Here is a 25,667-nt window from a genome sequence, read left to right as displayed (position 1 = left end):
GGCAGTGCCTCCGGTCCGCGCCCGGTCGCCGCCCGACCGGGCGGCGACCGGGCGGAGACGGACGGTGCCGACAAGCTTGCTCACGACCAACCCCCAGTGGACGGAGAAGAAACATGGCCGAGGAAGACACGAGCACGGATGTCGAGCTGGATCTCGACGTCGATGACTTCGACGAGTTCGGGACGACGGGTGTGATCAAGATGTGCGGCGTGTCGCAGAGCTCCAATGTCCAGTGCTCCAACCCGATGTGCGCCTGAGCCACCGGCGCACGTAGTTCGTGGAATGTGACCGCCCGCCCGTCGTGCGTCGAGCACGACGGGCGGGCCCGGGGAGGCATGGTGAATCCGGAGTCTCTCGACGAGTTGGTGTCTCCCTACGGGGTGGTGTCGGCCGTCAGCGATCCGCGGCCGTCGCGGATCTGCGACCGGCTCTACTCGTGCGGGGTCGAAGTGGGCACGCCGGGGCCGGCGAGCACCCGCCGCACAACGGGCCGGCTCGGCGGTGGCGGGCGCGGCTGGGCCGACCCGGCGCTGGCCCGGTTCGTCGCCATAGCCGAAGGCGCCGAACGGTACGCGATGGCGTTGGGCCCCGACCGGCGGGAGATCATCCGGTCGACTGCCCACGCACTGGCCGGCGAGTGCCTCGAACCCTTCCGCTACCCGCGCTGCTCGGCGCGGGAACTGGCCGACCCCGGCTGCCCGGTCCGCCCATTCGACCCTGCGGCGGCGATCAGGTGGGTCACCGGACTCGATCTGATCAGCGGTGCGCCGGTCTGGGTGCCGGCGGTGATGGCTTGTCGAGACCTGGCACCGGCGGACGACGCGGAACGCTTCGTGCACCGGCTCTCCACCGGCCATGCGGTGCATACCGACCCGGTGGAGGCCGTCGTCCGCGGCACCTTCGAGGTCATCGAGCGGGACGCCGTCGCCGTTCTCTGGCTCCAGCGGCTGGCGCTTCCCGCCGTCCCGCCCGCTGAGTTGGTCGCGTCGACGCGACATCTGATTGAGTGCTGCCGGCGCCGCTTCGTCACCGTGCGCCTTTTCGACGCGACGACCGACCTCGGTGTCCCCACGGTCTACTGCCTGCTGACCGCCGAGCACGACCTGCGGCTACGGCACTGGACCGCGGCCAGCACCGCACGGGATCTACCGGGTGCCGCGGCCAAGGCCCTGGAGGAGGCCGTCGGCCTGTTGGGACTGCTCTCCGAGGGCACCGTTGTGCCGGGCAACCCTGCGGAGTTCTCGGCGGTGCAGGACGGCGCCCGCTACATGGGGGCGCCGGAGCGGGCAGCCGCGTTCGACTTCCTGCTGGCGGGCGCCGCTGCGGCACCCCCGCCTCGACGCCCGGCGCTACCGGAGGACCCGGACCTTGCGCTCGCGGCGCTGATCGAGCGGTTGGCCAGCGCCGGGACGCGGCCCGTCGTCATCGACCGGACCACCCGGGAACTGGCGGACGTGGGGCTGACCGCGGTGAACGTCGTCATCCCCGATCTCCAGCCGCTGAGCCTCCACCCGCTCGCCCAGTTCACCGCACACCCACGGCTGTATGAAGCGCCCGCCCGGATGGGCTACCGCGTGCTGCCCGAAGAGGAGCTGAATCCATGGCCACAGCCGTTCGCCTAACCACTCCCGCGGTCATCGTGCCGGAACGGACAGCCCTGCTCGGGGTCGGCCCGTTCGGCCGCCGAGTCACCGGGCTACTGGCCCAGACGACGGGCGGCACGGAACTCCCTCCGGATGGTGCCGCTGAGACCGCGTTCGCTGGTGCGCCCAGCGCGGTGGTGGTGGCCCTGTGGCGGCCATCGCCGACCCTGTGTGAACGCATCGACGAACGCGCCCACGCGACCGGCATCCCCTGGCTGCCGATCGTCCTGGAACCGTCGCACCTGCGGGTCGGACCGTTGGTGTTGCCGGGAGCCGGGCCCTGTCACCGCTGCTTCGAGGAGCGCCGGGCACAGCACGACCCGCACTGGCCGGGGGCCGAGGCACTGTACGCCGCTTACGACCGCGACCCCACCTTCGGGCCGGCCGGTTTCCTGCCGCAGCACGCCAGGACGGCGGCCGGGCTGGCCGCTGGTGTACTGCTGCGCCCCGACGGGATGGCCGGCCGGGTGATCTCCGTACCGCTGCGCGGGGTGTCCGTCCGGCGGGATCCGGTGGTTGCTTGCCATGGCTGCGCCCGCTGCGGGCGACCGCTGCCCGAACGCGATCTGCGCACCCTGCTGCGCCTGACTCAGAAGGAGGACACCGGTGTCCGGTGAAGCCCGGTTCCGGCTGAGCCGAGGGCTCGCGGCGCTGCCGACCGACGAGTCATTCATCGTCCAGGGCTCAGGACCACGCCACGTGTTCCGGGGCCGGGCCGCCACCGCGCTACTGCCCCGGCTGTTTCCCCTGCTGGACGGCTCCCGGAGCCGGGAGGAGGTCGCCGCCGAACTGGGCTTTACCCCGGCACGCCTGGACCGGCCGCTGGCTCTGCTCGACCAACGCGGCCTGCTGGAACTCGCCACGCCGCCCTGCCGGGGCGCGGCCCTCGACCACGTCGTCGACTACTACTCGCGCAGTCTGGACGGCACCGGCGGCCACCTCGGCACCGGCGCTCTGCTCGATGCCCTGGCGGGTGTCGCCGTGCACGTCGTCGGGCCGGCCAGGGTAGCGGCGGCCGTCGCCGCCGACCTGCGGGAGTGCGGGGTCGGTGCCGCCACCATGGGGCCGCTCACCGAAGCCGGGGTCGCGACCCTCGCCGGAGCGGAGCGGTTCCTGGTCGTGGTGGTCGAGGAGGGCGGGGACCCGGAAAGGTTGGCGCGGACGGCCACGCTGTGCGCGCCGTACGCCGTGCCCGTGCTGCGGGCCGCCGCCGACCGCACCCATCTGGAGATCGGGCCCTGCTTCGTGCCCGCTCTCACGGCGTGCCCGGCGTGCCTGCGCCGCGGGCGAGCGGAGACCGGGTGGCCGAGGGAGAGCGATCCCGGCCCCGCAGCCGGGGAGACGCTCGCTGGGCTCGCCGCAACCGAGGCGCTGAACATCGTCTCCGGGGCGTCCCGGCAGGCCCCCGTAATCATGACAAGGATCGCTGTCGACACCGGGGACACCGAGCAGCGGGTGCTCGTGCCCTCCCCCGATTGCCCCTGCGCCGACATCGGCGGCGACGGCCCGGATTCGGACCTCGTGGACGTCGGCCTCTGGATGACCGAGCGCGTGGTGCCCGCGGCCCTGCGCCCTGGCCCCCCGCCCCGAGCCGTGCAACGGTGGTGGCGGCAACTGGCGGACGAGCGTCCGACCTATCATGCGCACCCACGACGGCCGTTGCCGGAGGAGCGGTTGCCGGTACGGGGAACGTTCGGCGACGGGGTGCGCCGGAGCGCGCCCGAGGTCCTGGACCAGGCGCTGATCACCGATGTGCTCGCCCGGGTGGCCGGCCGCAGGCGGGGCAGCGCCGACGGCGCGTCGCAGCGCTGGGTGCCCAGCGGCGGGCAGCTCGGCTCGGTGGAGCTCTACCTCGTTACCGAGACAGGGCTGCCCGGCCTGCCCGGAACCGTCTTCCGCTATGACGACCTGGCCCACGCGCTGATCTCGCTGCGTGCCGACGCCCTACCGCTGGCGGACGCGCTCGCCGGTACCGACCTGCCCCCCGAAGGACTGGACGCTGTGCTGGTGTTCACCGCGGCACACGAGCGGGTAGCGCGGAAGTACCAGGACTTCGCCTACCGCCTCACTCACCTGGACTCAGGCTGCGCCACCACCCAACTCGCCGCCGTCGCCGCCGCGCACGGACTCTCCACGGGGTTCGCCACCCGCTGGGACGAGGGCCTGGCCGAGCTGCTCGACCTGACACCGGACGACCAGTACGTGACCGCGGTAGCCGGACTTCACCGAGGTGGAACATGCCACTGATACCCCTGGACGAACCGGCTGCGGCACTCGCCGCACTGGTGCGCGGCCGAGCACCGCTGCCCGGCGTCGAGGAGCGGCGGCCGCACACCGGCGCGGCCGCGCCCGTGACCGACGGCGCACCGCTGGAGACGGTCCTCGAAGGCCGCAGGTCCGTACGGGAGTTCACCGCCGAGCCGGTGAGCGCGGCGACGCTGCTCGCGGTACTCGACCGTGCGGCCCAGGCTCAGCGTGACCAGTGGCCGGTACACCGGTACGGAGATCCCGGCCTGCGGCTGCTGCTGGCGGTGCGCAGTGCCGAGGGCCTGGGTCGAGGGCTGTTCACCTCGGCCCCCGACGGCACCCTGCGCGCGCTGGGTGTCCCGCACTGGCTGGACCAGCTAGCGGACGACTACGCCGCCGCGCCGGTGTTCGTGCTCGTCTGCGGATCCCCGTCGCGGGTGGGGCCGGGCGCAGCCGGTGGCCTGCTGGTGCGCGTGGGATCGCTCGGCTACGCCATCTGGCTGGCCGCGCGGACCCACGGTCTGGAGTGCTCGGTGTTCGGTGCCGGACACTACCTGGTCCGCCAGGAGGCGTGCCGCCTACAACCGGGAGCGCGACACGTGTTCACCGTCGCGCTCGGACACCCGGCCCGGCTCCCCGAGGCCGGTTGACGCCATGGCACAGTCCACTGTTGACCCGGCCCACCCGAAAGCCGAGCCGATCGAGCGGGAACCGGCGGAAGCCACGACCTTGCACGTACTGCGCCGCATGGCCGTCCGCTTCCGGCCCTACCGCTGGCACACCGCCGGCTCACTGCTGTTGATCCTGGTCACCGTCGGGTTGAGCACCGCGGCGCCGCTGCTGCTCCAGCGCGTCATCGACGACGCCGTGCCCAACCACGACACCACCCTGCTCGCCGTGCTCTGCGGCCTGATGATGGCCCTGGGCCTGTCCGCCAGCCTCCTCGCGGTGGCCGAGACCGCGTTGACCAACTGGACCGGGCAGCGAGTCTCGGCGCGGTTGCGCGTCGATGTCTACGACCGCGCCAGAGCCCAGCCGCTACGGTTCTACAGCGAGCAGGGGCAGTCGCAGATCCAGTCCCGCCTGATAAGCGACATCGATGGCATCGACCGATTCCTCACCAGCACCGTCCATCAGGCGCTGTCCGCGCTGGTCTCCCTGGTCGCGGCGGGTGTCGCCATGGTTATCCTGAGCTGGCCACTGGCCCTCGTCTCGATGGCCCTGGCCACGCTGCTCAGCCTGTTCAACAACCGCTTCGCCAAGCGGCGCCGCCGGCTGTTTCGGCAGCGGCAGCGCCTGCTCACCACCGTCCTGCGGTACGTCGCCGAGGACCTGTCCCTCTCCGGGGTGCTACTCGGCCGCACGCTGCGCCGTACCGGCAGGCAACGCGACCGCTTCGTCGAGGTCGCCGAGGACATCCGGGACGTGACATTCCGCCAGCGGATGGCGGGCATGTCGGCGTACACCGTCATCGGTGTCTCGTTTGCCTGCGTGCCGCCGCTGATCTTCTGGGCCTACGGCACCTTCACATCCGCGGCTTCGGTCGGTGCCGTGGTGGTCCTGGTCATGCTCCAGACGAGGCTGTCTCAGCCGATCCAGAGCCTGCTGCGGCTCAGCGGCAGCGTGCAGGCATCCGTCGCCATGTTCGAACGGGTCCTGGAATACCTCGACATGGAGGCGCACGAGGAGGATCCTGCGCCGGTCCGGCGCCGGACCGGCGGGCCGGCGGAGGTACGGCTGCGCGACGTCTCCTGCCACTATCCCGGGGCGTCGAAGCCCGCCCTGGCCGGAGTCGACCTGGACTTCCCCGCCGGATCGGTGACGGTCATTACCGGTCACACCGGTTCGGGAAAGAGCACTCTGGGGCTCGTACTGGCTGGTCTGCTGTCCCCGGATGCCGGGAGCGTTCGCATCGACGGCCGGTCCGGCCGCCTCCGTTCGGAGGCCACCCTGATCCCGCAGCACACCGCGCTGCTGCACGGCACTCTGCGGGACAATCTGCTGTTCGCCCGTGGCGGCATCACCCAGGCCGAGCTGGACCGGGCGCTCGGCACGGTCCAGCTGAGCCCGCTGATTGCCGCGCTGCGCAACGGCTGGGACACGTCGATTGGGGAGAACGGCCTACAACTCTCCGGTGGTGAACGGCAACGCCTCGGCGTCGCCCGGACGCTCCTGGCTGACTACCGGATGCTGATCGTCGATGAGGCGACCAGTGCCCTCGACCACCACACCGCCGACCGCGTCAACACGGCACTCCGGGAGCACTGCCGGGACAAGACGCTGGTTCTCATCGCACATCGCCTGCCCCGGATGGAACCGCAGGACCGGGTGGTCGTGCTGGACCGGGGATGCGTTGCGGAGCGGGGCACGCACGCAATGCTCAGCGTGTCCGGCGGCGCCTACGCCAGCCTGCTGGCAGCGCAACACCAGATCGAGCCGACCCGACCGGGGCCGAGCCACCGCGGACCAAATCACCGTGAACCGAAACTGCCGCTGCCGCTGCCGTTGACCTGAAGCACGCGTACGAACCGCGAGGAGACACCATGCCCCATTCCGCAATCTCCGCCCTGCCCGACCTGGGCGTGGGGCTCGGCTACCGCGAGGAACTCCACGATGGGATCCTTGCCCACCGAACTGCGATCGACTGGCTGGAGATCGTCACGGATCGTTATCTGGTCGATCCGGCGAACAACGAACTGCTGCGTAGCCTTCGCGATTCCTTCGTCGTGGTCACCCACGGTCTGGAGATGTCCATCGGCTCCGACGCTTCGGTGGATCCCGACTACCTGGACGCCGTCGCGGCGGTGGCGGACGCCGTCGACGCACCCTGGGTCAGCGACCATCTCTGCTTCACCCGAGAGAACGGCGTCGAGCTGCACAACCTGACGCCGGTGCTCCGCACGGAGCAGAAGGTCAGGACCATAGCGGCCAACGCGCAGCGGGTGCAGGACCGGCTGGGGCGACCGTTCCTGCTGGAGAACATCACCTACTACCTCGACCTGCCTGGTCACCTGAGCGAGGCCGAGTTCATCACCGCCGTCCTCGACCGCTGCGATTGCGGTCTGCTGCTCGACCTCAACAACGTGGTCGTCAACGCGGCCAACCACGGGTTCGATCCCTACGAGTTCCTCGACGCGCTGCCGCTCGACCGCGTGGTCCAGGTGCACCTGGCGGGCAACCTCCCTCAGGGCATCGGTGGCGTGGAGGTGATCGACGGGCACGACGCCCCGGTGGGGCAGGACGTGTTCGCACTGCTCGAATACTTGGAGAGCCGCCAGCCTGTCCGGGCCACCATGATCGAGCGGGATGCCCACTTCCCCGACGACTTCATCGAGCTGGTCGACGAGTTGGACCGGGTCCGCACCACCCTCGTGGCGGGCGGCAGCGCCAGGAGTGGGCGATGAGCATGGAAGGCACTCTCCCCGCCGGCGGGCAGGGACTGCTGGCCAGGCTGTTGATCGACGCGTCGCTCGCCGAGGATTTGCGCGCCGACCCCGAGGGGTTCGCCCGGCTGCACGGAGCTGACCCCGAGCTGGTCCGGCGGCTGGCCGCCGCGCCGCTGCCCGGCCTCCAGCTCACCGCCTCGATTACTGCCTCTAAACGGAAGGCCCTGGTCACGGCGTCCTTCCCCGGCAGTTCCGCCCTGCTACGCGACACTGCCGAGGAAGACGCCCTGCTGCGATCCGCCCTGGAACGCCGAACGTTGAGCCGGCCAGAGGACAGCCTGGCGGTCGGCCGCGCACTCGTCGCGGCGGCCGCCGAGTTGCCCAACACTGCCCGGGTCCGGCTGCTCCGGCAGATGCTCGCGTTCGAGACCCTCTGGTACGAGGCGCGGGTCGGCGCGGGTGAGCCAGACCCGCCAGCCGGCCCGCCCGCCCTACGGCCGGGGGTCGTGCTCGGGACGTTCGACCGCCCGATCGCGGAGATCCAGCGTCTCGTCCTCGCCGTCCGGCCGGTCGGCGAACTGCCGGAGGGCACCACGCACTACCTGTTACACGCCGCGACCGGCTCAGGGCCGGTGCGGACGTACCGCCTGCCGTCGCGGTTGGCGGAAGTGCTCGCCGCCTGCGACGGCGTGCGGACAACCCGGGCGGTCGCGTACCGGGTCGGGCTCGACGCGGACACCGCCGAGCGGAGCCTGCGCGGCATGGTCGCCAAGGGCTTCCTGGGCGGGATTGACGCCGATGGCTCCGAGTATGAACGGCCCGACGCCAGGTAATCGATGGGCCCTGTCTGAAGGATCGACGCTTCGCACACCACTTCCCCGGACGCAACCTCATGCGCCGGCATCGCTACGTGGTCCGTTGGACTGCGATATGGTCTGTTTTCGTGGCAGATTCGCGGGCCAATTCGGGGGCCAGATCAGCGTCGGTGTTCGGCGTCGACCTACATCTGGACCTGACCGGCTCCGGCCTGCGCGCCGGGCTCACGGACGCCCTGCGGGAGGCCATCCGGACCGGACGTCTGGTGCCCGACACGCGGCTACCGTCGTCCCGCTCACTCGCAGCCGATCTTGGCGTCGCCCGCAACACCGTTGCCGACACCTACGCCGAACTGGTCGCCGAGGGCTGGATCACCGCCCGACAGGGTTCCGGAACGCGGGTGGCCAAGCGGGCCGAACCGCGCGGCGCGGCGCCCGCTGCCGCTCGCCCGAGGCCCGCCCAGCGCCGTCCCACGTACGGCCTGCTGCCGGGTGCGCCGACCCTCGCGGAGTTCCCCCGTACGCAGTGGCTCACCGCGGCTCGTCGGGCTCTGACGGCGGCCCCAAACGATGCCTTCGGCTACGGCGACGCTCTCGGGCGGGTGTGGAGCTGCGTACCGCTCTCGCGGACTATCTGGCGCGGGCTCGCGGGGTGTACGCCGAGCCGGACCGGATCGTGATCTGCGCCGGTTTCCACCACGGTCTGACGCTGATGGCGCAGGTCCTGCGGGCGCGGCGTGTGACGGCGCTGGCTGTCGAGTCGTACGGCCTCGACGTCTATCGCGATCTGTTGACCAGTGCTGGCCTGCGTATCCCGCCCCTCTACGTCGACGAGCACGGCGCGCGCACCGACGACCTGGCGGGGTTGAACGGGGTGGGCGCGGCGCTCTTGACGCCGGCGCATCAGTATCCGACGGGGGTCGCGTTGACCCCGCAGCGGCGCACGGCGGCGGTGGACTGGGCCCGCGCCACCAGCGGGCTCATCTTGGAGGACGACTACGACGGGGAGTTCAGATACGACCGTCAGCCGGTGGGCGCGCTGCAGGGCCTCGACCCGGAGCGGGTGGTGTACTTCGGCACGGCGAGCAAGTCGCTGGCGCCCGGGCTGCGGCTCGGGTGGATGGTGCTGCCGAAGGAACTGGTCGCGGAGGTCGTGGCGGCCAAGGGGGACATCGACTACATGTCGAGCGCGCTGGAGCAGCTGACGCTCGCGGAGTTCATCGCCTCGGGCGCGTACGACCGGCAGGTGCGCTCGATGCGTGTGCGCTACCGGCGCCGCCGGGACGAACTGGTCGCGGCGCTGGCTCAGCGGGCGCCCGGCGTCCGCGTGACCGGGTTGGCAGCCGGGCTGCAAGCGGTCCTCGAGCTCCCGCCCGGCACCGAGGGTTCGGTCGTCCAGGCGGCCGCGAGCCAGGGCCTGGCGGTGGCCCGGATGGCCGACTTCCGCCACGAGCTGGCTGACTCAAGAGGGCAGTCGGCCGAGCGGGACGCCTTGGTGGTCAACTACGCGGCTCCCTCGGACAGCGCGTGGGCGGGAGCGCTGGACGCATTGTGCAGGGTCATGCCCTAGCCAGACCGGTCAGCGGGTTACGTGTCGCCGGTTGGTGAGGTGGATGCTCCGGATCAATGCCTAATTGGCCCATGGTTTTGCCGCGAAACTGGACCAGTGCACAGTGCCACCAGTCGCGTAACTTTACCGCCGTGACCACGAACCAAGCACCAGCAAACGGACAAGACTCCCAGAGCGCGTGACGCGCCTCAACTGGGCTGATTCCCACCGAGCATGGCTGCCGCGACAGGCCGGCACTCCTCGCTCCGTCCCATCAGTGCGGGCGATCAGGGTCGGCGGACGGCAGGACATCTTGCTCCCGCTGAGCGACCGGGTGTTACCGGCGCTGCCATAGCGGGCCAGTCGTCGCGCGGAGCGGTGTCGTCCGGCGGCGGCAGCGCACATAGCTCGACCTACCGAACCAAGAATGATTGGAAGAAATGATGCGGGTATTTCTTGCCGGTGCGTCCGGCGTGATCGGACAGCGGCTGATCCCCCGTCTGGTTCAGATGGGGCACGTGGTCGGTGGCATGACGCGATCGTCCGACAAGACGGAACTGCTGGCGCAACTTGGCGCCGAGCCGATTCTGTGTGACGTCTTCGACCGGGACGCCCTGATCCAGGCGGTTCGAGACTTCAATCCAGACGTCATCCTGAACGAACTGACCGATCTACCGGATGAGGTGGAGAGGATCGGTGATCATGCGGAGCTGAACGCTCGCATCCGGACCGAGGGCAACCAGAATCTCATCGAGGCGGCGCGGCAGAGTGGATCGCCGAAGATCCTGGCCCAAACCGTCGCCTGGCAGCTTCCGGACGGGCCCGACGCCCGGGCTGTCGCCGAGTTGGAGCGCGCCGTCCTCGCCGAGGGTGGCGTGGTACTGAGCTACGGACAGTTCTACGGGCCCGGCACCTACAACGAGCAGCAGATCCCGGCCGAGCCTCGGGTCCAGATCGATCGGGCTGCCGAGCGCACGGTGGAACTGCTGGGTGCAGCGTCGGGCGTCGTCGTCATCACCGACTAGCGATCACGATCCGGCCGCCGTGCCGCGCCGAACTTCCCTGTGGACCAGTTCCGGGCCGACGGCAGTGGCCCGGCGGCGGATTCCCCTTCCCACCTTCACCAATTCTTGGCCCGCGAATCGCTGCGGCCGCCCTATGGAGCTGTCATGTCCTCGATTCTGGGAACCATCGACGCGCCCTCGACCCGCCGGCGGCGCACTCTCCCCGCCGGACTGGCGTTGACAGGTACGGCGCTCGCGTTCACCAGCCTGTATCTCGCGGCGGGTGTGCTGACGCCCCTGCTGGTGCTCTACCGCCAGCAGTGGAACTTTGCACCGTCGCTGCTCACGCTGGCGTTCGCGGTCTACGCGATCGGCTTCCTCGCCGCCGTCCTCACCCTGGGGTCGCTGTCCGACCATGTCGGCCGGCGCCCGGTGCTGATCGGCGCACTGGTGGTCCAGCTCGCGTCGAATGTGCTGTTCCTCGTCGCCCCCGAAGTGAGCTGGGTGATCGCCGGGCGCATCGTGCAGGGTGTCGCCAGCGGCGCGGCGACGGCCGCCTTCACCGCAGCGCTCGTCGAACTCGCCCCGCCGAACAAGAAGAGACTGGGTACGGTCCTCGGCAGTGTCGGCCTGACCGGTGGTCTGAGTGTCGGCTCCCTGCTGGCCGGTCTCGCCATCCAGCTCACGCCCAGGGCGAACTCGATCGTCTTCGCCGTCCTCGTCGTCCTCACGATTCTCGGCGCCGTCGTCATCGCTCTCTCTCCGGAGACCATGCCCCGTACCCCGGGAGGGCTCCGCTCGATGGTTCCGCGCGTCGCCATCCCGCCCACCGCCCGAGCGGAGTTCGCCGCCGCGGCACCCGTGGTCGCCGCCGTCTGGATGCTCGCAGGTCTGTCCGGCGGGCTGGCCCCGAGCATGGTTCGCAGCGTCTTCCATCTGGACAGCGGCCTGCTCAACGGCGTGGCCGGGTTCATCGCGCCGGCGGTATCGGCCATCGTCGGACTGACCTTCGCCCGCATCAACCCGCGGCGAGCGATGACCATCGGAATCTACGCGTCCCTCGCCGGGGCCATCGGCATCATCGGTGGAGTGTTCGCCGAAAGCCTGGCCGTCATGATCATCGGGCAGGCCATCGCCGGTGTCGGCTTCGGCGCGTCCTTCACCGCCGCGCTACGCCTCATCTTCCCGCTCGCGGCAGCGCACCAGCGCGCGGGAGTCGTCGGCGGAATCTACGTCGTCTCCTACGTCGCCTTCGGGCTACCCATCGTCATCGAGGGGCAGCTCGTCGGCCCTCTCGGTGAAGTGCCGGCAGTCGTCTGCTACACCGCGTTGACCGTCCTGCTCACGCTCATCAGCCTCGCCGCCCAGACCCGCATTACACGGCGCACCCGCGGCTGACGGACGCAACGTAGGCAACCGGGGGTGGGAATCCTCGCACCGTTCGGAAAAGAGCCGGCCCGCCTGAGTGCGGGAAACCGGATTCGACTCTAGGAGCTGGCGGGCAGTGGTGGCGTAGCGGCTCGCGGTCGTGGCGTCGAGCCCGAAGACCGCAGCCAGGTGCACCGGGCCACCGCCGTGGGCGAGGGCTTTTTCGAGTTGTGGGTCTCCGCACAGACGCTCCAGGGTGGGCGGTGTGCGGTCCACTCACCTCCACGGGGTCGGCGAGGATCATGTGCTACGGTGACCGCGTTGCAGTTTTGATTTCCGTAGACGTTTTCCGGCGCCTGATGGGGCATCTGAAACCCATCCAGGCGCTTTTCGTTTTTCGTGTCGTTTCGACGCGGGTGATCAATGCGGCGGCGCAAGGGTCCGCACAGTGCGGTCTCTAACAGCCTGCGCAGGAGCAGACATGACTACAGGTACCGTGAAGTGGTTCAACGCCGACAAGGGCTTCGGCTTCATCAGCCCGGACGACGGCGGCGCCGACGTCTTCGCCCACTTCTCCGCGATCTCGGCGAGCGGCTTCCGCAGCCTCGACGAGAATCAGAAGGTGGAGTTCGACGTCACCCAAGGCCAGAAGGGCCCGCAGGCGGAGAACATCCGCCCGCTCTGATCCACACTCTGCCGAACGGCGGCCCGACTGATTCAGCGGGCCGCCGTTCGGCGTTTCATGCGCTCACCACGGCATCCCAAAATCGTCTGATCGGCAGAAGTCCGGCCACCGCGCCCAAACCTTACGAGCTTGACGCGTGCGCCATGCTGGAACCGGAAACCGCCTGCCCGGATCACGCGAGGAGGACCTGTGCGCAAGCCGGCCAAGACCGCCGCCGTCCTGTTCGGACTCGGTGTGGGTGCCACGGTCGGCCCGTCCCTCGGGCCGGCTGCCCTCTGGTCCGGCGTCGCGGTGGCCACGCTCGGCGTCGCGCTCTCCCTGCTCGGCACGACGGAATCCGATCTCATAGGCGACGGCCTGGTCGATCGTGACGAGAAGACCGAACTAGCAGGCGCCGGTACGACCACAAGAACTATGGAACGACGGCAGGATCGGGAACGGCCAACCCTCAGCGGCCTGAGCACTCGGGTGGAACAGATCCTCCGACTCGCCGAGGAGCAGGCCGCGGACCACCGTGCCGAGGCGCGACGCGAAGCCGAGGGAATCGTTACCGCTGCCCGACGGGAGGCGGAAGAGATCCTGCGCCGGAGCCAGTAGCCCAACGGCGGACGAGCGCCGCCGTCGTCATACTCAACCGATCGTGGCCGTGAGTGGCGTCCGGCTCCATGCCGTGACAGCAACCCGAAGCCGATGGGTACGGACTGTCGGTGATCATCAGGCGCGCGAGTCGCCGGTCGCCCCTGCCGCCGGGCAGCGCGGCCTCAAGCCGGATTTCCAGCTGTCAGGCGGTTCAGGATGGTCCGGGCCAGCGCGGCGAGCCGGGTTCGCAGGTCGTCGTCGGCCCGTCCACCGAGATCGTCTTCGAGATGCGTGGCAAGGGCGGCGACCGCAGGGAGCAGGTCGTCCAGCGGGCTGCCCTCGTGTCCCACCACGTAGAGACGGTGGGTTCCCACCTCGGCGGGGATGCTGCGCTCGAGGATCCGCTCGCAGGTGTCGGCGGCGATCAGCGCCACCGCAGTTGGCAGGTCCGGCTCCGGGAGCCCGAGTTCGTCGGTGACCGCCGCCAGGCGCCGATTCGCGTCGTGCGCCGGCAGTGTCCGAGCTGACTCGGCGGCGAGTGCCGCCACAGCCTCGCCGTTGACGCCGGCCATCAGCAGGTCGCAGGCCAGCATCACCGCGTGGTGCGGGTCGACGTCGTCGAGCAGCACCCGGGCCTGTTCGGTCCGAAGCCGGCGAAGTAGTCCGTCATCCACGCGCCGAGGCTGAGTGGTCAACGCTCGAAGTCCTTCGGGGTTGCCGCGAGGAGAGAGAGGATATTGCGAGACCGGCGCACGCTATCGCGCTTGTCGGGTGAGGCTGCCCGGGTCTTGCCCGTCGACCGGCGAGTAGTGTCCGGCGACGACTCGGTCGACGTGGGCGATCAACCGCAGGACCCGCGCCCGGCTGTGCAGCATGCCCCCGACCAGCGCGGCGGCTCCGAGGGTGCGCAGGGCCGCCTGGCCGAACAGGACGGCCGGGGCGGTTCGGTCGGTGGCCAGCCAGGCGATGGCGGCGCTGAGGACGATGCACGAGGGGAGGACGCGCGTGCCCCAGTGGCGGCTGTACGAGCGGCCGGAGGAGCCGTGCGCCTCGGCGAGCTGGCGGGTGGCGCGTCCCCAGATCAACCCGCTGATAACCAGGCCGATGATGGCGACGAACAGGATCAGATTGGCCAGGACGTAGCCGATCGCTGCGCCGGTACCGGACGGCGGCAGCGGCTGGGCCCGGTCGCTCAGGGTGCTGCCGAAGACGGCCGCGGCGATCGCGGCTAGGGCGTGTCCTGTCGATCTTGTAGTGGTTGGTCGTTGACGATGTTCCGGTGGTGCGTCGTGGTGAGCTGACCGATGAGGCGTGGGTGGTGATCGCGCCGCTGCTGCCGGAGCCGGGTGGTGCGCGGGGGCGGTGGCGGGATCACCGTCAGGTCATCAACGGGATTTTGTGGAAGCTGCGCACGGGTGCGCCGTGGCGTGACCTGCCGGAGCGCTTCGGGCCGTGGAAGACCTGCCATGAGCGGCTGCGCCGCTGGACGGCGGACGGCACGTGGGATCGGATCCTGGCTGCGGCGCAGGTGCATGACGACGGCACACCGGTGCAGTGGACGATCAGTATCGACTCGTCGATCGTGCGGGCGCACCAGCATGCCGCTGGTGCCCGTAAAAAGGGGGCTCCCCGGCAAGTGCGGCGACGCCTGGTGCGCAAGATGGTGAGGCCATCGGCCGGTCACGTGGAGGGCTGAGCACAAAGATTCACCTGGCCGTCGATGGACGCGGCCGGCCGTTGTCGATCCTGCTCACTCCAGGTCAGGCCGGCGACAACCCGCAGCTTCTGGCGTTGCTCGACGCGATCCGCGTTAACGGGCCCGGGCCCGGCCGGCCCCGCAAGCGTCCCGAGGTGCTGATCGCGGACAAGGGTTACGCGCACGACTCGACTCGTCGAGCCCTGCGGCAGCGAGGAATCCGGCACGTCATCCCGGAGCGCACCGACCAAGTCGCCCGCCGAGCGGCCAGAGGCAGCGTCGGCGGGCGACCGCCAGCCTTCGACAAGGTGATCTACAAGAGGCGCAACGTCGTGGAACGCTGCTTCAACCGGTTCAAACAATGGCGCGACCTGGCTACCCGCTACGCCAAACGCGCATCGCTCTACCGGTCCAGTTTGATCCTCATCGCCGCCATCATCTGGCTCCGGTAATCGGCAGCAACAGCTAGTTGCCGCGAACCTCGCCTGAGTCTGGCAGGTCGAGGTACGCCAGCAGCCGCAAGAGCCCGCTCACGTGCGCGATGTCGTGCCACAGCGATACGACGTCCTCCGGATCTCGCTGGAGGAGGCTGGACAGCTCTGCGAGATCGTCGCTGCTCTGCCCGCAGTCGATCTCCAGCTCCGGCCGCGGGACCATCGCGAATGCCGCACGAAGATCGACGTTCCAGTAGTGGTCGACGCTTAGCTGTGACAGCTGGATTTGAGGACCGAACCGGCTCTCCGCCGCGTCCAACAGCATCAAGCACGCTCGGCGCAAATCCGCGATCCTCAGCACCGCATCAGCATCGGTCACGCCTCATGATCCCTCGGGGTGACGTCACCTGACCAGTCGATTCAAGATCGACAGGACAGGCCCTAGAGCGAAAAGGATGGCGAATCCGACTACGAACCAGGTCGCGGCGTTCCAACCTGCTGTCCTGAGCGCGGGTGGCGGTGTCGAGGGCCGGCACGAGTGGCCTTGACCGAGGTGTTCGAGTTCGGTTCCGCATTTCGTGCAGTGCAACGTGTTCTCCTGAACGGGGCGGCCGAGACTTCGCCAGGCCAGTTGAGCTGGGTATCGCATATCTCGCCGCACGGGGCGAAGGATCCGCCGGGTACGGTGCGTAGAGGATCATGCCCGGTCGATGCCGATCCGGCGACCCCGCGTTCCGCGTAACGCTCGTCGACGGGCAGCGGCTCGAAGTGAGCCCCGCGCCCGAGATGGGTCAGCGCCAGGCATGACGTCGAACCCGCATGATCCACATTGGAGCCCTCCGGCGTTGACTCGGAGCCAGGAAAGCGCAACGCTGTGGAAGCGCTCCCATCGTCGAGCTTCTATTCGAAAGGAATGCTCGTGCGTCCCACTGCAGCTCTACTCCCGGTCGTGCTCGCCACGGCCCTCGGCGGTCTGGCCCTGCCGGAACCCGCCCTGGCCGCGGCCGGCCCGGCGCTGGCCGTGGACACCACCGCCGCCCGGCACCAGATCAGCCCGTACGTCTACGGCATGAACTTCGCCGACGAGGCCCTCGCCCGCGACCTGCGGCTGCCGGTGCACCGCTACGGCGGCAACGCCACCACCCGCTACAACTTTCGTGCCGACACCACCAACCGCGCGGCGGACTGGTATTTCGAGAACATCCCCAACGACAACCCGAACCCGGCCGACCTTCCAAAGGGCTCGGAGAGCGACCGGTTCGTGCAGCAGAACAAGGCCACCGGCGCCGCCACGGTCATGACAATGCCGATGCTCGGCTGGATCGCCAAGGACCGGTCGCGGGCGTGTGGCTTCAGCGTCGCCAAGTATGGCCCGCAGCAGTCCACCGACACCTGGGCGCCGGACTGCGGCAACGGCATCAAGCCGGACGGGTCACCGGTCACCGGCAACGATCCGGAGGACACCAGCGTCGCCGTCGGTCCGGAGTACGCCACCGACTTCGTCAACCACCTCAAGGGGCAGTTCGGCGCCGCCGCCGACGGCGGGGTCCAGTTCTACAACCTGGACAACGAGCCGGACCTGTGGCACTCCACCCACCGCGACGTCCGCCCGACCGGGCTGGGCTACGACGAGCTACGCGACCGCACCTACGAGTACGCCGCCGCGATCAAGGCTGCCGACCCCGGCGCGAAGACGCTCGGTCCCGTCGGCTGGGGCCTGAACTCGATCTTGTATTCGGGCCTCGACCAGGACACCTGCTCGCGCACCGGCTGCTGGTCGAACCCGCCGGACAAGGCCGCGCACGGCGGCCAGGACCTCGGCCCGTGGTACCTGGACCGGATGCGCGAGTACGAGCAGCAGCACGGCACCCGCATCCTCGACTACTTCGACGTCCACCTCTACCCGCAGCAGGCCGGCGTGTTGGGCGACGCGGCCGGCGACGCCGACACCCAGGCGCTGCGACTGCGCTCGACCCGCCAGCTCTGGGACCCGACCTACGTGGACGAGAGCTGGATCAACAGTCCGGTCCGGTACATCCCGCGACTGCGCGAGCTGGTCGACCAACACTACCCGGGCACGAAGATCGCGATGACCGAGTACAACTGGGGCGCCCACGGGTCGCTCAACGGCGCGCTCGCCCAGGCTGACGTACTCGGCATCTTCGGCCGCGAAGGGCTCGACCTGGCCACCCTCTGGACCGCACCCACGGCCGACCAACCGGTGGCCAACGCCTTCCGCGTCTACCGCAACTACGACGGCAAGGGCGGCGCGTTCGGCGAAACCTCCGTCCAGGCGACCAGCGCCGACCAGGGCAGGCTGGCCGTGTACGCCGCCGAGCGGAGCGCCGACAAGGCGCTCACCCTGGTCGTCATCAACAAGACCAGCGACGACCTGACCAGCCCGGTCGCCCTCACCGGCGCCTCCGCCAGCACCGCCCAGGTCTACCGTTACAGCGGGGCGGACCTCGCCGGCGTCGTCCGGCAGGCTGACCAGCCGGTGACCGCCAGCGGCCTCACGGCCACCTTCCCGGCCAACTCGATCACCCACCTGGTGCTGCCGCGCGGCACCACTCCCGGCGACACCCAGGCGCCGACCGCCCCGGGCAAGCCGACCGCTGGCACGATCACCGGCGACAGCGCCGCGCTGGCCTGGACGCCGTCCACCGACGACACCGCCGTCACCGGCTACGACGTGCACCGCGTCGATACCACCGGCACCGTGAAGGTGGGCAGCGCCACCGGCACCACGTACACCGTGACCGGGCTGACGCCGGGCACCCCGTACACCTTCGTGGTAACCGCCCGCGACGCGGCGGGCAACGTCTCGGCGGCCTCGCCCGGCCTGACCGTGCGGACCGCGCCCACCGCCCCGACTGTCGGCTGCACGGTCGGCTACACGGCGAACAGTTGGCCGGGCGGCTTCACCGCGACCGTGACGATCAAGAACACCGGCACCACCGCGATCGACGGCTGGAAACTCGCCTTCGACTTCCCCACCACCGGCCAGAAGGTCGGCCAGGGCTGGTCGGCCACCTGGAAACAGAACGGAAGGAGCGTCACCGCAGACAGCATGAGTTGGAACGGCAAACTCGCCCCCGGCGCGTCCACCAGCACTGGCTTCAACGGCACGTGGAGCGGCACCAATCCGGCACCAACCGCCTTCAACCTCAACGGTCAACGCTGCGGGTGACCTGAGAGACCCCTACTCCGTACCACACCGGCGGAGCAGGCCAGAGGGGTCCGGGGCGCAGCCGCGTCCCGGGCCCCCAGGCAGGCGCGCTTGGCTGCGGTACCGGCAACCGCGCTCGGTTGTTGAACTCGCCGTCCGTGCTGTAGTGACGCACCCGCCAATCGAGGGCAGTGCCCGGTACGCTCATGCTCATGAAAGCGTGCCGGCTGGTGGTCGCCGCGTTCCTGGTCTGCCTGGTCACATCGGGTTGTGGCTTAGGGCAATTCACCACCGCGGAAGGCACCTCAACGACGTACACGTGTTGCGATGCCACGGACGTCGATACGGTCTATCAGCCTGGCCAGAACATCATTCTCCAATGGATCGTCATGCCGGGGACCGCGCCCGCCGCGAAGTCACCCCAGGTCGAGCTGACTGCGCGTCTGACCGGCCCCTATGCGGATCCCAGCGAATTGAAGAACGCCACGACCGGCAAGGTCCGCCCCGCTTCGAAAGAGGCGACATTCCAGGCTCCCCCGGTGCGGCCTTCCGGGGCGGCGGACGAACGGCCCTCCAGCGTCATCCCAATCGCCGAGGATGCGCTCCCGGGTTACTACAACCTGATCTTTGCCATACGGGAGGGGGACGGAAGCGTGAGCGGAGCGAGCATCGTCCTGGTGGCCTCCAAAACCTGAGGCTAACGGAATTTCCAGGCAGGGCGCCGCGCCGCCATGCAGGTCGGCGCGTTCCGGATCGTTACGTACGTTCCTCGTGCTGTGGCGGCCGCAGCCAGGCACCAGGCCCGAGACCATCGGCTCCGGCTGGAACGCCTTCAAGTTCGTCTTCTGAGTGACGAATCGTTCCGGACGCCGTCATCCCGTCAGGGGTGGCGGCGTCCGGCACTCCGGCGGTCGCATGTGGCCCGGGCTGGCGGGCAGCCACGTGTTGAACCGACCGCGCACCTCGAACCCGCTCAGTGTCGCAGCCAGGTCTCCGTTGTATGTGGTGTGCGGCCGATCCCCCGGCTGTCGTTGGTAACCATCGCGACTCGGCCGTCGAGGCGAAAAGGTGCCCAGGACCGCCGCTACAGGCCCAGGCTGCGCAGGGTTGGCACGGTCTGGCCCACCCAGGCGAGGGCGGCGTCTTCGCGGGCGCCCTGGGTGCGTTGTGTGCCGGCCAGGAACCACAGGAAGTAGGTGGTGTAGCCGGGTGCGCTGACCACGGTGTGGTAGCCCTCGGGCATCATCTGCATCACATGCTCGCGGATGGTGACGTTTTCCTCGTATCCGTCGTCGGTGTAGACCCGGCTGATACCGAACCCGTCCGCCGGGTTGACGCGGTAGTAGTACATCTCCTCGTGTGCGGCCTCGGCGGGCAGGTCATCGACCCGGTGCCGGTGTGGCGGGTAGGTGCTCCAGTTGCCGGAGGGCGTGAAGGTCTCCCCGACGATGAGCCGGCGGGCGGGCAGGTCCGGTTGGGCGATCTCGGTGAGGATCTGGTGGTAGGTGCGGCCGAAGTTGGCCGCCCCCCAGCGGCCGGTCGCGACCTGCTCCGGCGCGATGACGTAGGGGTCGGTGGCCAGGTCGCTGGGGGCGCTGGGGAGGGCGATCTCCACGTCGGTGACGGCCTCGACGGTGATCGGGGAGCCGGCCGGGAGGTAGACGGAGTGCGGCTTGCCGGAGAACACGTCCGGACGACTGCCGACCTGTGGGAAGTGGTGGCCGGCGACGGTGAAGTTGGCGGTGCCGCCGAGGATGACGGCCAGGATCTCCCGGTCACCGGATTCGCCGGTCCAGGACTCGCCGGCCGACAGCCGCAGGAGGGTGAAGTCCAGCAGCCGGCAGGGATTGACGGGTAGCGTGTTCCGGCCGGCGGCGGCGGGAATGGTGCAGTGGTAGCGGTAGTCCATGGTCACCTTTCACAGGATGCGGGGCGGTGCGGGTCGGTCGCGGTGGTCACCAGGGGCTGGTCCAGCCGGGGATAGTCGCGCGGGTGAGGGCTTCCAGGTAGAAGTAGTCGCCCCACAGGGTTCCCTCGTCGACGCCGACGTCCTTGGGTTTGTCGTAGACGCCGTGCAGGATCAGTGCGTTCGAGGCCGGATGGCCACCGGTGGAGTAGTGGTCGATGAGCGAGCGCAGGATCGCGGTGGCGGCTGTCCGGTACCGGCTGGCGCTGGCCGGGTCGGTGAGGCTGTCGGCGAGTTCGAGCAGGCCGCAGACGGCGATGGCCGCGGCCGAACTGTCCCGTTCCTGGCCGCTGCCGTCGCCGAACTCCAGGTCCCAGTAGGCGACGTGGTCGTCGGGTAGGTGGGCGAGGAAGCGGTCGGCGCAGGTCTTCGCGGCAGTGAGCAGCGCGGGGTCGCCGATGTGCCGGTGGTTGAGGCTGAACCCGTAGATGCCCCAGGCCTGTCCGCGGGCCCAGCAGGAGTGGTCGGCGTGGCCCTGTTCGGTTTCGCCACGCAGTGGCACACCGCTGTCTGTGTCCCAGTAGAAGGTGTGGAAGGTGGTGCCGTCCGGGCGCAGGATGTGCTGGCGCAGTTGAGCGGTGTGCCGGCGGGCCGCGGCGGCGTATCGGTCGTCGCCGGTGGTGTGGCTGGCCCAGAAGAGCAGCGGAGTGTTCATGAGGCTGTCGATGATGGTGCGGCCGCGTTGGCGCGGATCGTTGAGGTCGCCCCAGGCCTGGATGATGCCGGCGGGTTCGAGCACGCGCGTCATCAGGTGGTCGGCGGCGGCGAGAGCCGCGCCTCGGGCCTGCGGATCATCGGTACGGCGGGCCGCTGTGACGCAGGAGAGGGTGTAGAGGAACCCGAGGTCGTGGGTGTCCAGGTCGATGCCGCGGTGCACCCGATCTGCGAAGCTGTCCACGTGGGACAACGCGGCCCGCAGGTGGCGGTCGTCACCCGTCAGGTCGTGTGCCAGCCAGAGCATGCCGGGCCAGAAACTGGTGGTCCAGCCGACGTTGGCGCCCTCGGGTTGGCCAGCGCTCGGTGGCCGGAGCGGGTAGCGATTGGCGTCGGTGGTATCCGCGGGGTACCGGTCGCCGAAGGTGACGATGTTCGCGTCGACGGTGCGTATCGCGGCGGCCACCGCGGCTGACGTGGCCTCTGCGTCGGAGCTGGGACGGACGTCGGTCGCCGTCATGGATGCTGTTCTCCCTCGTGGGTCCGGTCCGGTGCCGGGCAGGTGTGTCATCGGCGTCCCGGCTCAGTGGCCGGAACGTGGCGCTCAGGTGGGCTGGGGTGCGGCCGTCGGTGGGTCGAGGGCGGCGCGCAGGGTGAAGCGGCTGTTGGCCCAGACGACGTAGAGCAGCGGCGCGGCGGCGAGGCCGAGCGCGATCGCGGGGCGGGCCGCCAGAAGCTGGGCGAGCAGCGCGAGCACGAGCAGGGACACGGCGGTGAGATACCACCGGCGCACCGCCAGATACACACAGGCGCGGGCCACCTCGCGCAGCGGTGCGCTGGGTCGCTCGGCGACGGTCACCAACCCGAGCAGCGTGGCCGCGACGGTGAGGACGATCAGGGTCGCCAGCACCGGCAGGGCGAGTGCCCCGACCCGGTGGCCCCACGCGGCGCGGGCATCGACGGCGAGCACCACCAGGGCAGCCATGGCCGCCGCCGTCCAGAGCATCGCCGGTCGGGCGGTGGCTCGCCAGGCGCGGCCGTAGGTGCGCAGCACACCGCTGGAGTCGCCGGCGGAGTAGGCGGACATGACCGCGAAGACCGCACAGAGCCCGGGCGCGCAGAGCGGGGCGGTCAGCGCGTAGAGCGGCCAGGAGCGCGCCGCATCGGTGGTGAACGCGAGCGTCACCAGCGGCAGGCAACCGAGCACCAGCAGCAGGTTGGTGACGAGCGCGACGTAGAACCCGTCGAAGACGGCGGTGATGATGGTGTGGCGCGAACGCATGGGCCTCAGCCCTTCAGTCCGGTCGAGGCGACGCCCTCGACGAAGTAGCGCTGGCCGAGCAGGAAGATGACGGCGACGGGCAGCACGGACAGCACCGAGCCCGTCATGATCAGCGCGTACTCGGCGTTGTACTGGGAGATGAAGGTGTTCAGCCCCAACTGGATGGTGCGCAGCTCCGGACTGCGCAGGTAGATCAGTGGGCCGAGGTAGTCGTTCCAGGTGGTCGTGAACGTCAGCAGGGCCAGGCTAGCGAGCGCCGGCCGGGACAGCGGCAGGATGATCCGTCGCCAGATGCCGAACTCGCTGAGTCCGTCGACCCGCGCCGCTTCGCTGAGCTCCTCGGGGATCGTCTCGTAGAACTGCTTCATCAGGAACACGCCGATCGCGCCGAACGCCTGGATCGCGACGATCGACCACAGCGTGTTCGACAACTGCAGCTTCGACATGAGGATGAACTGCGGGATCATGTACGACTGCCAGGGCACCGCTATCGTCCCGACGTATGCCAGGAAGAGCAGGTTGCGGCCGGGGAAACGGACGCGGGCGAAGCCGTAGGCGGCAAAGCTGCCGGTGAGCACCTGCAGGAAGGTGACGATCACCGCCAGCAACAGTGTGTTCCGTAGCCACGTCGTCATGTCCGAGCGTTGCCAGATGTCGAGATAGTTGCGCCACACCACGGGATCAGGGAGCCAGGTGATCGGGATGGTGAAGACGTCGTTGTTGGTCTTCAACGACGTCACCACCATCCAGAAGAACGGCAGCAGCAGCCCGGCCGCCGCGAGCACGAGAGCGACGTACCCGACGAGCCGCCAGCCCCGAGACCTGACACGTCGGGCGGACGTTGCGTGGTTGCCGGGCGCGGCGATGGCCGGGACGGGGGTGGAGAGGTCGGTCGCGGTCATCAGCTGTTCCTCCGCTTGTTGACCCAGAACTGGATGACCGTGATGCCGAAACAGATGGCGAACAGGACGATGGAGACCGCCGAGGCGTAACCGAACTGGTTCTCCTCGAAGCCCTTCTGGTAGATGTACTGCGAGAGCACCAGTGTCGACTGTCCCGGTCCGCCGCCGGTCATCACGAGGATGAGGTCGAAGACCTTGAAACTTTCGATGGTGAGCAGCACGGTGACGAAGAAGGTCGTGGTTCGTAACCCGGGGAGGGTCACGTGCACGAACCGCTGCCATGGTGAGGCGCCGTCGGTCTCGGCCGCCTCGTAGAGCTGGGCCGGAATGGTCTGCAGACCGGCCAGGAACAGCAGCATGTAGTAACCCATGTACCGCCAGGTGCCGACGATGATGACCGCCGGCATCGACCACGTCGACGACGCGGTCCAGCCCGGCGGATCGTCCACCCCGACGGCACCGAGGAGAGCGTTGATCGGGCCGTACTCCGGGCTGAACAGCTGGTTCCAGACGACCGCGATCGCCACGATCGAGGTGATGTAGGGGAAGAAGGCGACGGTGCGGAAGAACCGTACGCCGCGCAGTTTGCGGTTGAGCAGCAGCGCCAGCCCGAGTGCTGCCGCGAGGGTCAGCGGGATGTGGAAGACGGCGTAGTAGACGGTGTTGCGTAACGCGGTCCAGAAGCTCGCGTCGTCCCACATCCGCCGGAAGTTGGCGGTGCCGGTCCACTCGGCCACCCCGAAGACGTTCCAGTTGGTGAAGGCCACGTAGAACAGCACCACGACGGGTAGCAGGGTGAGCGCGGCGAAGCCGAGGAAGTTGGGAAGGATGAACGACCAGCCGGCGACCGTGTTGCGCGACACCAGCCGCCGGTTTCTGGGTCTCGTGCGCGGCAATGTTGCCATAGGGAGTCTCCGGGAGCGTTCGGCCTGGGGGCGGGACCGGCGTGCGGCTCAGGCGCGCCGGGCCCGCCATCAGCTCACTGGTTGAGGACTTCGTTCTTGGCGCGGGACTGCGCCTTGCTCAACTCCGCGTCGACGCCCTTGCTGTCGGAGAGGATCGCCGAGTGCGTCTCGTTGAGGAGGTTCTGCAAGCCGGCGGTGTGCTTCGACACCGGGTTCTCCGGCTTGGTGGTGTGCTTGGCGTAGGCGAACTTCGACAGGTCGTCCTGCGGTACGCCGTCCAGCCCGAACAGCGTCGCGGTGACCGCGTCGGTGGCCTGGGCCGGGGTGATGCCGATCCCGGCCAGCGCCTTGCCGGCATCCGGGCCGGCCACGTACTTGAGGAATTCCTTGGCCGCGGCGACCTTCGACTTGCTGATCTTCGGGTTGATCCCCAAGCCGGTCGGGTCACCGAAGGTGACAGGTGTGGCGGAGGTGCCGGTGGTGGACTTGTCGAACTGCGGCGCCGGGGCGATCCCCCACTGGAACTTGTCGGCGTCACCGCTCTGTCGCTGGTTGAGCAGCGTGGCCACGTACCAGGTGCCCATCAGCAGCATCGCCGACTGCTGCTTGCCGAACTGCGCCTGGTAGGTGAGTTTGTTGGTCTTCGCGGTGCCGAAGGTCGGCTGCGCGCCGGTCGCCTGCAGGTCCAGTGACCGCTCGTAGTACGGCTTCAGGTAGCCGAAGTCCCCGGAGAGCAGGTCCGCGTTGGGGGTCTGGGCGAGCGCGAATCCCTGCACGGTCGACTGGAAGGTGTGCTGGTACGCGCCGGTAGCGTTCGAGCCGGCCCCCTTCAGCCCGGTGTGTAGTCGCTTCGCCGCGTCGGTGTAGTCGTCCCAGGTCCAACTGCCGTCCGGCGGCGCCACCTTCGCCTTCGCGAACAGGTCCTTGTTGTAGAACAGCACCCACGAGTCCTGCCGGTACGGCACCGCGTACGCCTTGCCGTCCACCTGGTACGACGCGAGCGCCGGGACCGAGCCGAGACCGGAGGTGACGTCGGAGACGTCGAGCAGCTGATTACCGCTCTGGTACGTGTAGAAGTTCTTGAGGGTCTTCATGACGTAGACGTCCGGGGCGGTGCCGGCGGCCAGGTCCGTGATCATCTGGGTGTCGTAGTCGTTGCCTGCGGCGTACTCCTTGAGCTCCACCGTCACGTTCGGGTGGGTCGCCTTGAAGCCGTCGGCGAGCGTCTTGAACTCCGGGGTGGACGACAGGCTCCAGCCAGCCAGGGTGATCGTCACCGGGGCGTTGGGGTCGACTGGCTCGTCTCCGCCACCACAACCGGCGAGAACAAGCGTCAGGGCCGTCGCAGCGCTGATGACGGCCGGTATCGCACGCTTCATCCCT

25 protein-coding genes and 1 pseudogene are annotated in these 25,667 nt (G+C 69.3%); 17 read left to right on the top strand and 9 right to left on the bottom strand.

The genetic code is table 11. From position 1 onward, the window contains the following. The first annotated feature begins 113 nt into the window (after nucleotides 1-113). The 14 genes and pseudogenes from JOD64_RS27365 to JOD64_RS33265 all read left to right on the top strand — a co-directional run. On the top strand, nucleotides 114-257 hold the full coding sequence (locus JOD64_RS27365) for a hypothetical protein (protein WP_204944875.1): 144 nt from the start codon (nucleotides 114-116) through the stop codon (nucleotides 255-257). Between the two features lie 81 nt (nucleotides 258-338). Then, nucleotides 339-1,622: a YcaO-like family protein gene (locus tag JOD64_RS27360; protein WP_204944874.1), complete on the top strand. Its 1,284-nt coding sequence runs from the start codon at nucleotides 339-341 to the stop codon at nucleotides 1,620-1,622. Further along, the gene (locus JOD64_RS27355; protein WP_204944873.1) at nucleotides 1,601-2,260 is read left to right on the top strand and encodes a TOMM precursor leader peptide-binding protein; all 660 of its coding nucleotides are present in this window, start codon (nucleotides 1,601-1,603) and stop codon (nucleotides 2,258-2,260) included. The genes JOD64_RS27360 and JOD64_RS27355 overlap by 22 nt, the downstream gene beginning before the upstream one ends. After that, nucleotides 2,250-3,890: a nitroreductase family protein gene (locus tag JOD64_RS33860; RefSeq protein WP_204944872.1), complete on the top strand. Its 1,641-nt coding sequence runs from the start codon at nucleotides 2,250-2,252 to the stop codon at nucleotides 3,888-3,890. Before JOD64_RS27355 ends, JOD64_RS33860 begins: the two co-directional genes overlap by 11 nt. Then, on the top strand, nucleotides 3,881-4,540 hold the full coding sequence (locus JOD64_RS27345; RefSeq protein WP_204944871.1) for a nitroreductase family protein: 660 nt from the start codon (nucleotides 3,881-3,883) through the stop codon (nucleotides 4,538-4,540). The genes JOD64_RS33860 and JOD64_RS27345 overlap by 10 nt, the downstream gene beginning before the upstream one ends. A 4-nt stretch (nucleotides 4,541-4,544) precedes the next feature. Continuing rightward, complete coding sequence (locus JOD64_RS27340) at nucleotides 4,545-6,404, top strand: ABC transporter ATP-binding protein (protein WP_204944870.1); 1,860 nt, start codon at nucleotides 4,545-4,547, stop codon at nucleotides 6,402-6,404. 29 nt (nucleotides 6,405-6,433) lie between these two features. Next, nucleotides 6,434-7,294 (top strand): MbnB/TglH/ChrH family RiPP precursor modification enzyme, encoded by an 861-nt coding sequence (locus JOD64_RS27335; RefSeq protein ID WP_204944869.1) that lies wholly within the window; start codon nucleotides 6,434-6,436, stop codon nucleotides 7,292-7,294. Continuing rightward, nucleotides 7,291-8,109 carry a hypothetical protein gene (locus tag JOD64_RS27330; protein ID WP_204944868.1) on the top strand — a complete coding sequence of 273 codons (819 nt, stop codon included), beginning with the start codon at nucleotides 7,291-7,293 and terminating at the stop codon, nucleotides 8,107-8,109. Before JOD64_RS27335 ends, JOD64_RS27330 begins: the two co-directional genes overlap by 4 nt. Before the next feature lie 110 nt (nucleotides 8,110-8,219). Then, the gene (locus JOD64_RS33275) at nucleotides 8,220-8,771 is read left to right on the top strand and encodes a GntR family transcriptional regulator (RefSeq protein ID WP_307813711.1); all 552 of its coding nucleotides are present in this window, start codon (nucleotides 8,220-8,222) and stop codon (nucleotides 8,769-8,771) included. Continuing rightward, a complete protein-coding gene (locus tag JOD64_RS33270) occupies nucleotides 8,696-9,661 on the top strand; it encodes an aminotransferase-like domain-containing protein (protein ID WP_307813709.1) in 966 nt (321 codons plus the stop codon). Before JOD64_RS33275 ends, JOD64_RS33270 begins: the two co-directional genes overlap by 76 nt. Before the next feature lie 419 nt (nucleotides 9,662-10,080). Beyond that, nucleotides 10,081-10,665, top strand: a complete 585-nt coding sequence (locus JOD64_RS27320; protein ID WP_204946280.1) for an NAD-dependent epimerase/dehydratase family protein — start codon at nucleotides 10,081-10,083, stop codon at nucleotides 10,663-10,665. A 144-nt stretch (nucleotides 10,666-10,809) separates the two neighbouring features. After that, nucleotides 10,810-12,042 (top strand): MFS transporter, encoded by a 1,233-nt coding sequence (locus JOD64_RS27315; RefSeq protein ID WP_204944867.1) that lies wholly within the window; start codon nucleotides 10,810-10,812, stop codon nucleotides 12,040-12,042. Between the two features lie 451 nt (nucleotides 12,043-12,493). After that, the gene (cspE, locus tag JOD64_RS27310) at nucleotides 12,494-12,697 is read left to right on the top strand and encodes a transcription antiterminator/RNA stability regulator CspE (RefSeq protein ID WP_043326981.1); all 204 of its coding nucleotides are present in this window, start codon (nucleotides 12,494-12,496) and stop codon (nucleotides 12,695-12,697) included. Nucleotides 12,698-13,132: 435 nt separating this feature from the next. Continuing rightward, nucleotides 13,133-13,291 (top strand): annotated as a pseudogene (locus tag JOD64_RS33265) (cell division protein DivIVA); the annotation flags it as partial. A gap of 167 nt (nucleotides 13,292-13,458) precedes the next feature. Here the strand turns inward: JOD64_RS33265 and JOD64_RS27300 are convergent. Further along, a complete protein-coding gene (locus JOD64_RS27300) occupies nucleotides 13,459-13,950 on the bottom strand; it encodes a hypothetical protein (protein WP_204944865.1) in 492 nt (163 codons plus the stop codon). 81 nt (nucleotides 13,951-14,031) lie between these two features. Then, nucleotides 14,032-14,361 (bottom strand): hypothetical protein, encoded by a 330-nt coding sequence (locus JOD64_RS27295; RefSeq protein WP_239559687.1) that lies wholly within the window; start codon nucleotides 14,359-14,361, stop codon nucleotides 14,032-14,034. A 197-nt stretch (nucleotides 14,362-14,558) separates the two neighbouring features. Between JOD64_RS27295 and JOD64_RS27290 the strand changes: the two genes are divergently transcribed. After that, nucleotides 14,559-15,424, top strand: a protein-coding gene (locus JOD64_RS27290; RefSeq protein WP_204946279.1) for an IS5 family transposase whose coding sequence is annotated in 2 segments (ribosomal slippage) — nucleotides 14,559-14,892 and nucleotides 14,892-15,424 — 867 coding nt in all. Because the reading frame shifts where the segments join, the coding sequence is not laid out codon by codon here. Between the two features lie 13 nt (nucleotides 15,425-15,437). Here JOD64_RS27290 and JOD64_RS27285 read toward each other — a convergent pair. Beyond that, nucleotides 15,438-15,785, bottom strand: a complete 348-nt coding sequence (locus JOD64_RS27285) for a hypothetical protein (RefSeq protein WP_204944864.1) — start codon at nucleotides 15,783-15,785, stop codon at nucleotides 15,438-15,440. A gap of 540 nt (nucleotides 15,786-16,325) precedes the next feature. On the opposite strand from JOD64_RS27285, the gene JOD64_RS27280 reads away from it, so the two are divergent. Then, on the top strand, nucleotides 16,326-18,596 hold the full coding sequence (locus JOD64_RS27280) for a glycoside hydrolase family 44 protein (RefSeq protein ID WP_204944863.1): 2,271 nt from the start codon (nucleotides 16,326-16,328) through the stop codon (nucleotides 18,594-18,596). Nucleotides 18,597-18,787: 191 nt separating this feature from the next. Then, nucleotides 18,788-19,270 (top strand): hypothetical protein, encoded by a 483-nt coding sequence (locus JOD64_RS27275; protein ID WP_239559685.1) that lies wholly within the window; start codon nucleotides 18,788-18,790, stop codon nucleotides 19,268-19,270. Nucleotides 19,271-19,659: 389 nt separating this feature from the next. Here JOD64_RS27275 and iolB read toward each other — a convergent pair whose 3' ends face one another. The 6 genes from iolB to JOD64_RS27245 all read right to left on the bottom strand — a co-directional run bounded on the left by iolB (nucleotide 19,660) and on the right by JOD64_RS27245 (nucleotide 25,663). Next, on the bottom strand, nucleotides 19,660-20,484 hold the full coding sequence (gene iolB / locus JOD64_RS27270; protein WP_239561781.1) for a 5-deoxy-glucuronate isomerase: 825 nt from the start codon (nucleotides 20,482-20,484) through the stop codon (nucleotides 19,660-19,662). A gap of 46 nt (nucleotides 20,485-20,530) precedes the next feature. After that, a complete protein-coding gene (locus JOD64_RS27265; protein ID WP_204944861.1) occupies nucleotides 20,531-21,715 on the bottom strand; it encodes a glycoside hydrolase family 88 protein in 1,185 nt (394 codons plus the stop codon). A gap of 84 nt (nucleotides 21,716-21,799) precedes the next feature. Then, entirely contained in the window at nucleotides 21,800-22,477 is a 678-nt protein-coding gene (locus JOD64_RS27260; RefSeq protein WP_204944860.1) for a hypothetical protein, read from the bottom strand. 5 nt (nucleotides 22,478-22,482) lie between these two features. Next, nucleotides 22,483-23,379 (bottom strand): carbohydrate ABC transporter permease, encoded by an 897-nt coding sequence (locus JOD64_RS27255; RefSeq protein WP_204944859.1) that lies wholly within the window; start codon nucleotides 23,377-23,379, stop codon nucleotides 22,483-22,485. After that, on the bottom strand, nucleotides 23,379-24,242 hold the full coding sequence (locus JOD64_RS27250) for a carbohydrate ABC transporter permease (RefSeq protein WP_307813706.1): 864 nt from the start codon (nucleotides 24,240-24,242) through the stop codon (nucleotides 23,379-23,381). Before JOD64_RS27250 ends, JOD64_RS27255 begins: the two co-directional genes overlap by 1 nt. A gap of 116 nt (nucleotides 24,243-24,358) precedes the next feature. After that, nucleotides 24,359-25,663 carry an ABC transporter substrate-binding protein gene (locus JOD64_RS27245; RefSeq protein WP_204944857.1) on the bottom strand — a complete coding sequence of 435 codons (1,305 nt, stop codon included), beginning with the start codon at nucleotides 25,661-25,663 and terminating at the stop codon, nucleotides 24,359-24,361. Nucleotides 25,664-25,667: the final 4 nt, after the last annotated feature.

Source organism: Micromonospora luteifusca (genome assembly GCF_016907275.1).
Taxonomy (GTDB): domain Bacteria; phylum Actinomycetota; class Actinomycetes; order Mycobacteriales; family Micromonosporaceae; genus Micromonospora; species Micromonospora luteifusca.
The sequence above is the reverse complement of the archived record's forward strand: the minus strand, read 5'-3'. Positions and strand labels throughout refer to the sequence as shown.

Coding starts and splice junctions, on each gene's coding strand:
- JOD64_RS27365 (WP_204944875.1), top strand. CDS start 114: ATGGCCGAGGAAGACACGAGCACGGATGTCGAGCTGGATCTCGACGTC.
- JOD64_RS27335 (WP_204944869.1), top strand. CDS start 6,434: ATGCCCCATTCCGCAATCTCCGCCCTGCCCGACCTGGGCGTGGGGCTC.
- JOD64_RS27345 (WP_204944871.1), top strand. CDS start 3,881: ATGCCACTGATACCCCTGGACGAACCGGCTGCGGCACTCGCCGCACTG.
- JOD64_RS27340 (WP_204944870.1), top strand. CDS start 4,545: ATGGCACAGTCCACTGTTGACCCGGCCCACCCGAAAGCCGAGCCGATC.
- JOD64_RS27260 (WP_204944860.1), bottom strand. CDS start 22,477: ATGCGTTCGCGCCACACCATCATCACCGCCGTCTTCGACGGGTTCTAC.
- JOD64_RS27315 (WP_204944867.1), top strand. CDS start 10,810: ATGTCCTCGATTCTGGGAACCATCGACGCGCCCTCGACCCGCCGGCGG.
- JOD64_RS27320 (WP_204946280.1), top strand. CDS start 10,081: ATGATGCGGGTATTTCTTGCCGGTGCGTCCGGCGTGATCGGACAGCGG.
- JOD64_RS27265 (WP_204944861.1), bottom strand. CDS start 21,715: ATGACGGCGACCGACGTCCGTCCCAGCTCCGACGCAGAGGCCACGTCA.
- JOD64_RS27275 (WP_239559685.1), top strand. CDS start 18,788: ATGAAAGCGTGCCGGCTGGTGGTCGCCGCGTTCCTGGTCTGCCTGGTC.
- iolB (WP_239561781.1), bottom strand. CDS start 20,484: ATGGACTACCGCTACCACTGCACCATTCCCGCCGCCGCCGGCCGGAAC.
- JOD64_RS27245 (WP_204944857.1), bottom strand. CDS start 25,663: ATGAAGCGTGCGATACCGGCCGTCATCAGCGCTGCGACGGCCCTGACG.
- cspE (WP_043326981.1), top strand. CDS start 12,494: ATGACTACAGGTACCGTGAAGTGGTTCAACGCCGACAAGGGCTTCGGC.
- JOD64_RS27255 (WP_204944859.1), bottom strand. CDS start 23,379: ATGACCGCGACCGACCTCTCCACCCCCGTCCCGGCCATCGCCGCGCCC.
- JOD64_RS27330 (WP_204944868.1), top strand. CDS start 7,291: ATGAGCATGGAAGGCACTCTCCCCGCCGGCGGGCAGGGACTGCTGGCC.
- JOD64_RS27355 (WP_204944873.1), top strand. CDS start 1,601: ATGGCCACAGCCGTTCGCCTAACCACTCCCGCGGTCATCGTGCCGGAA.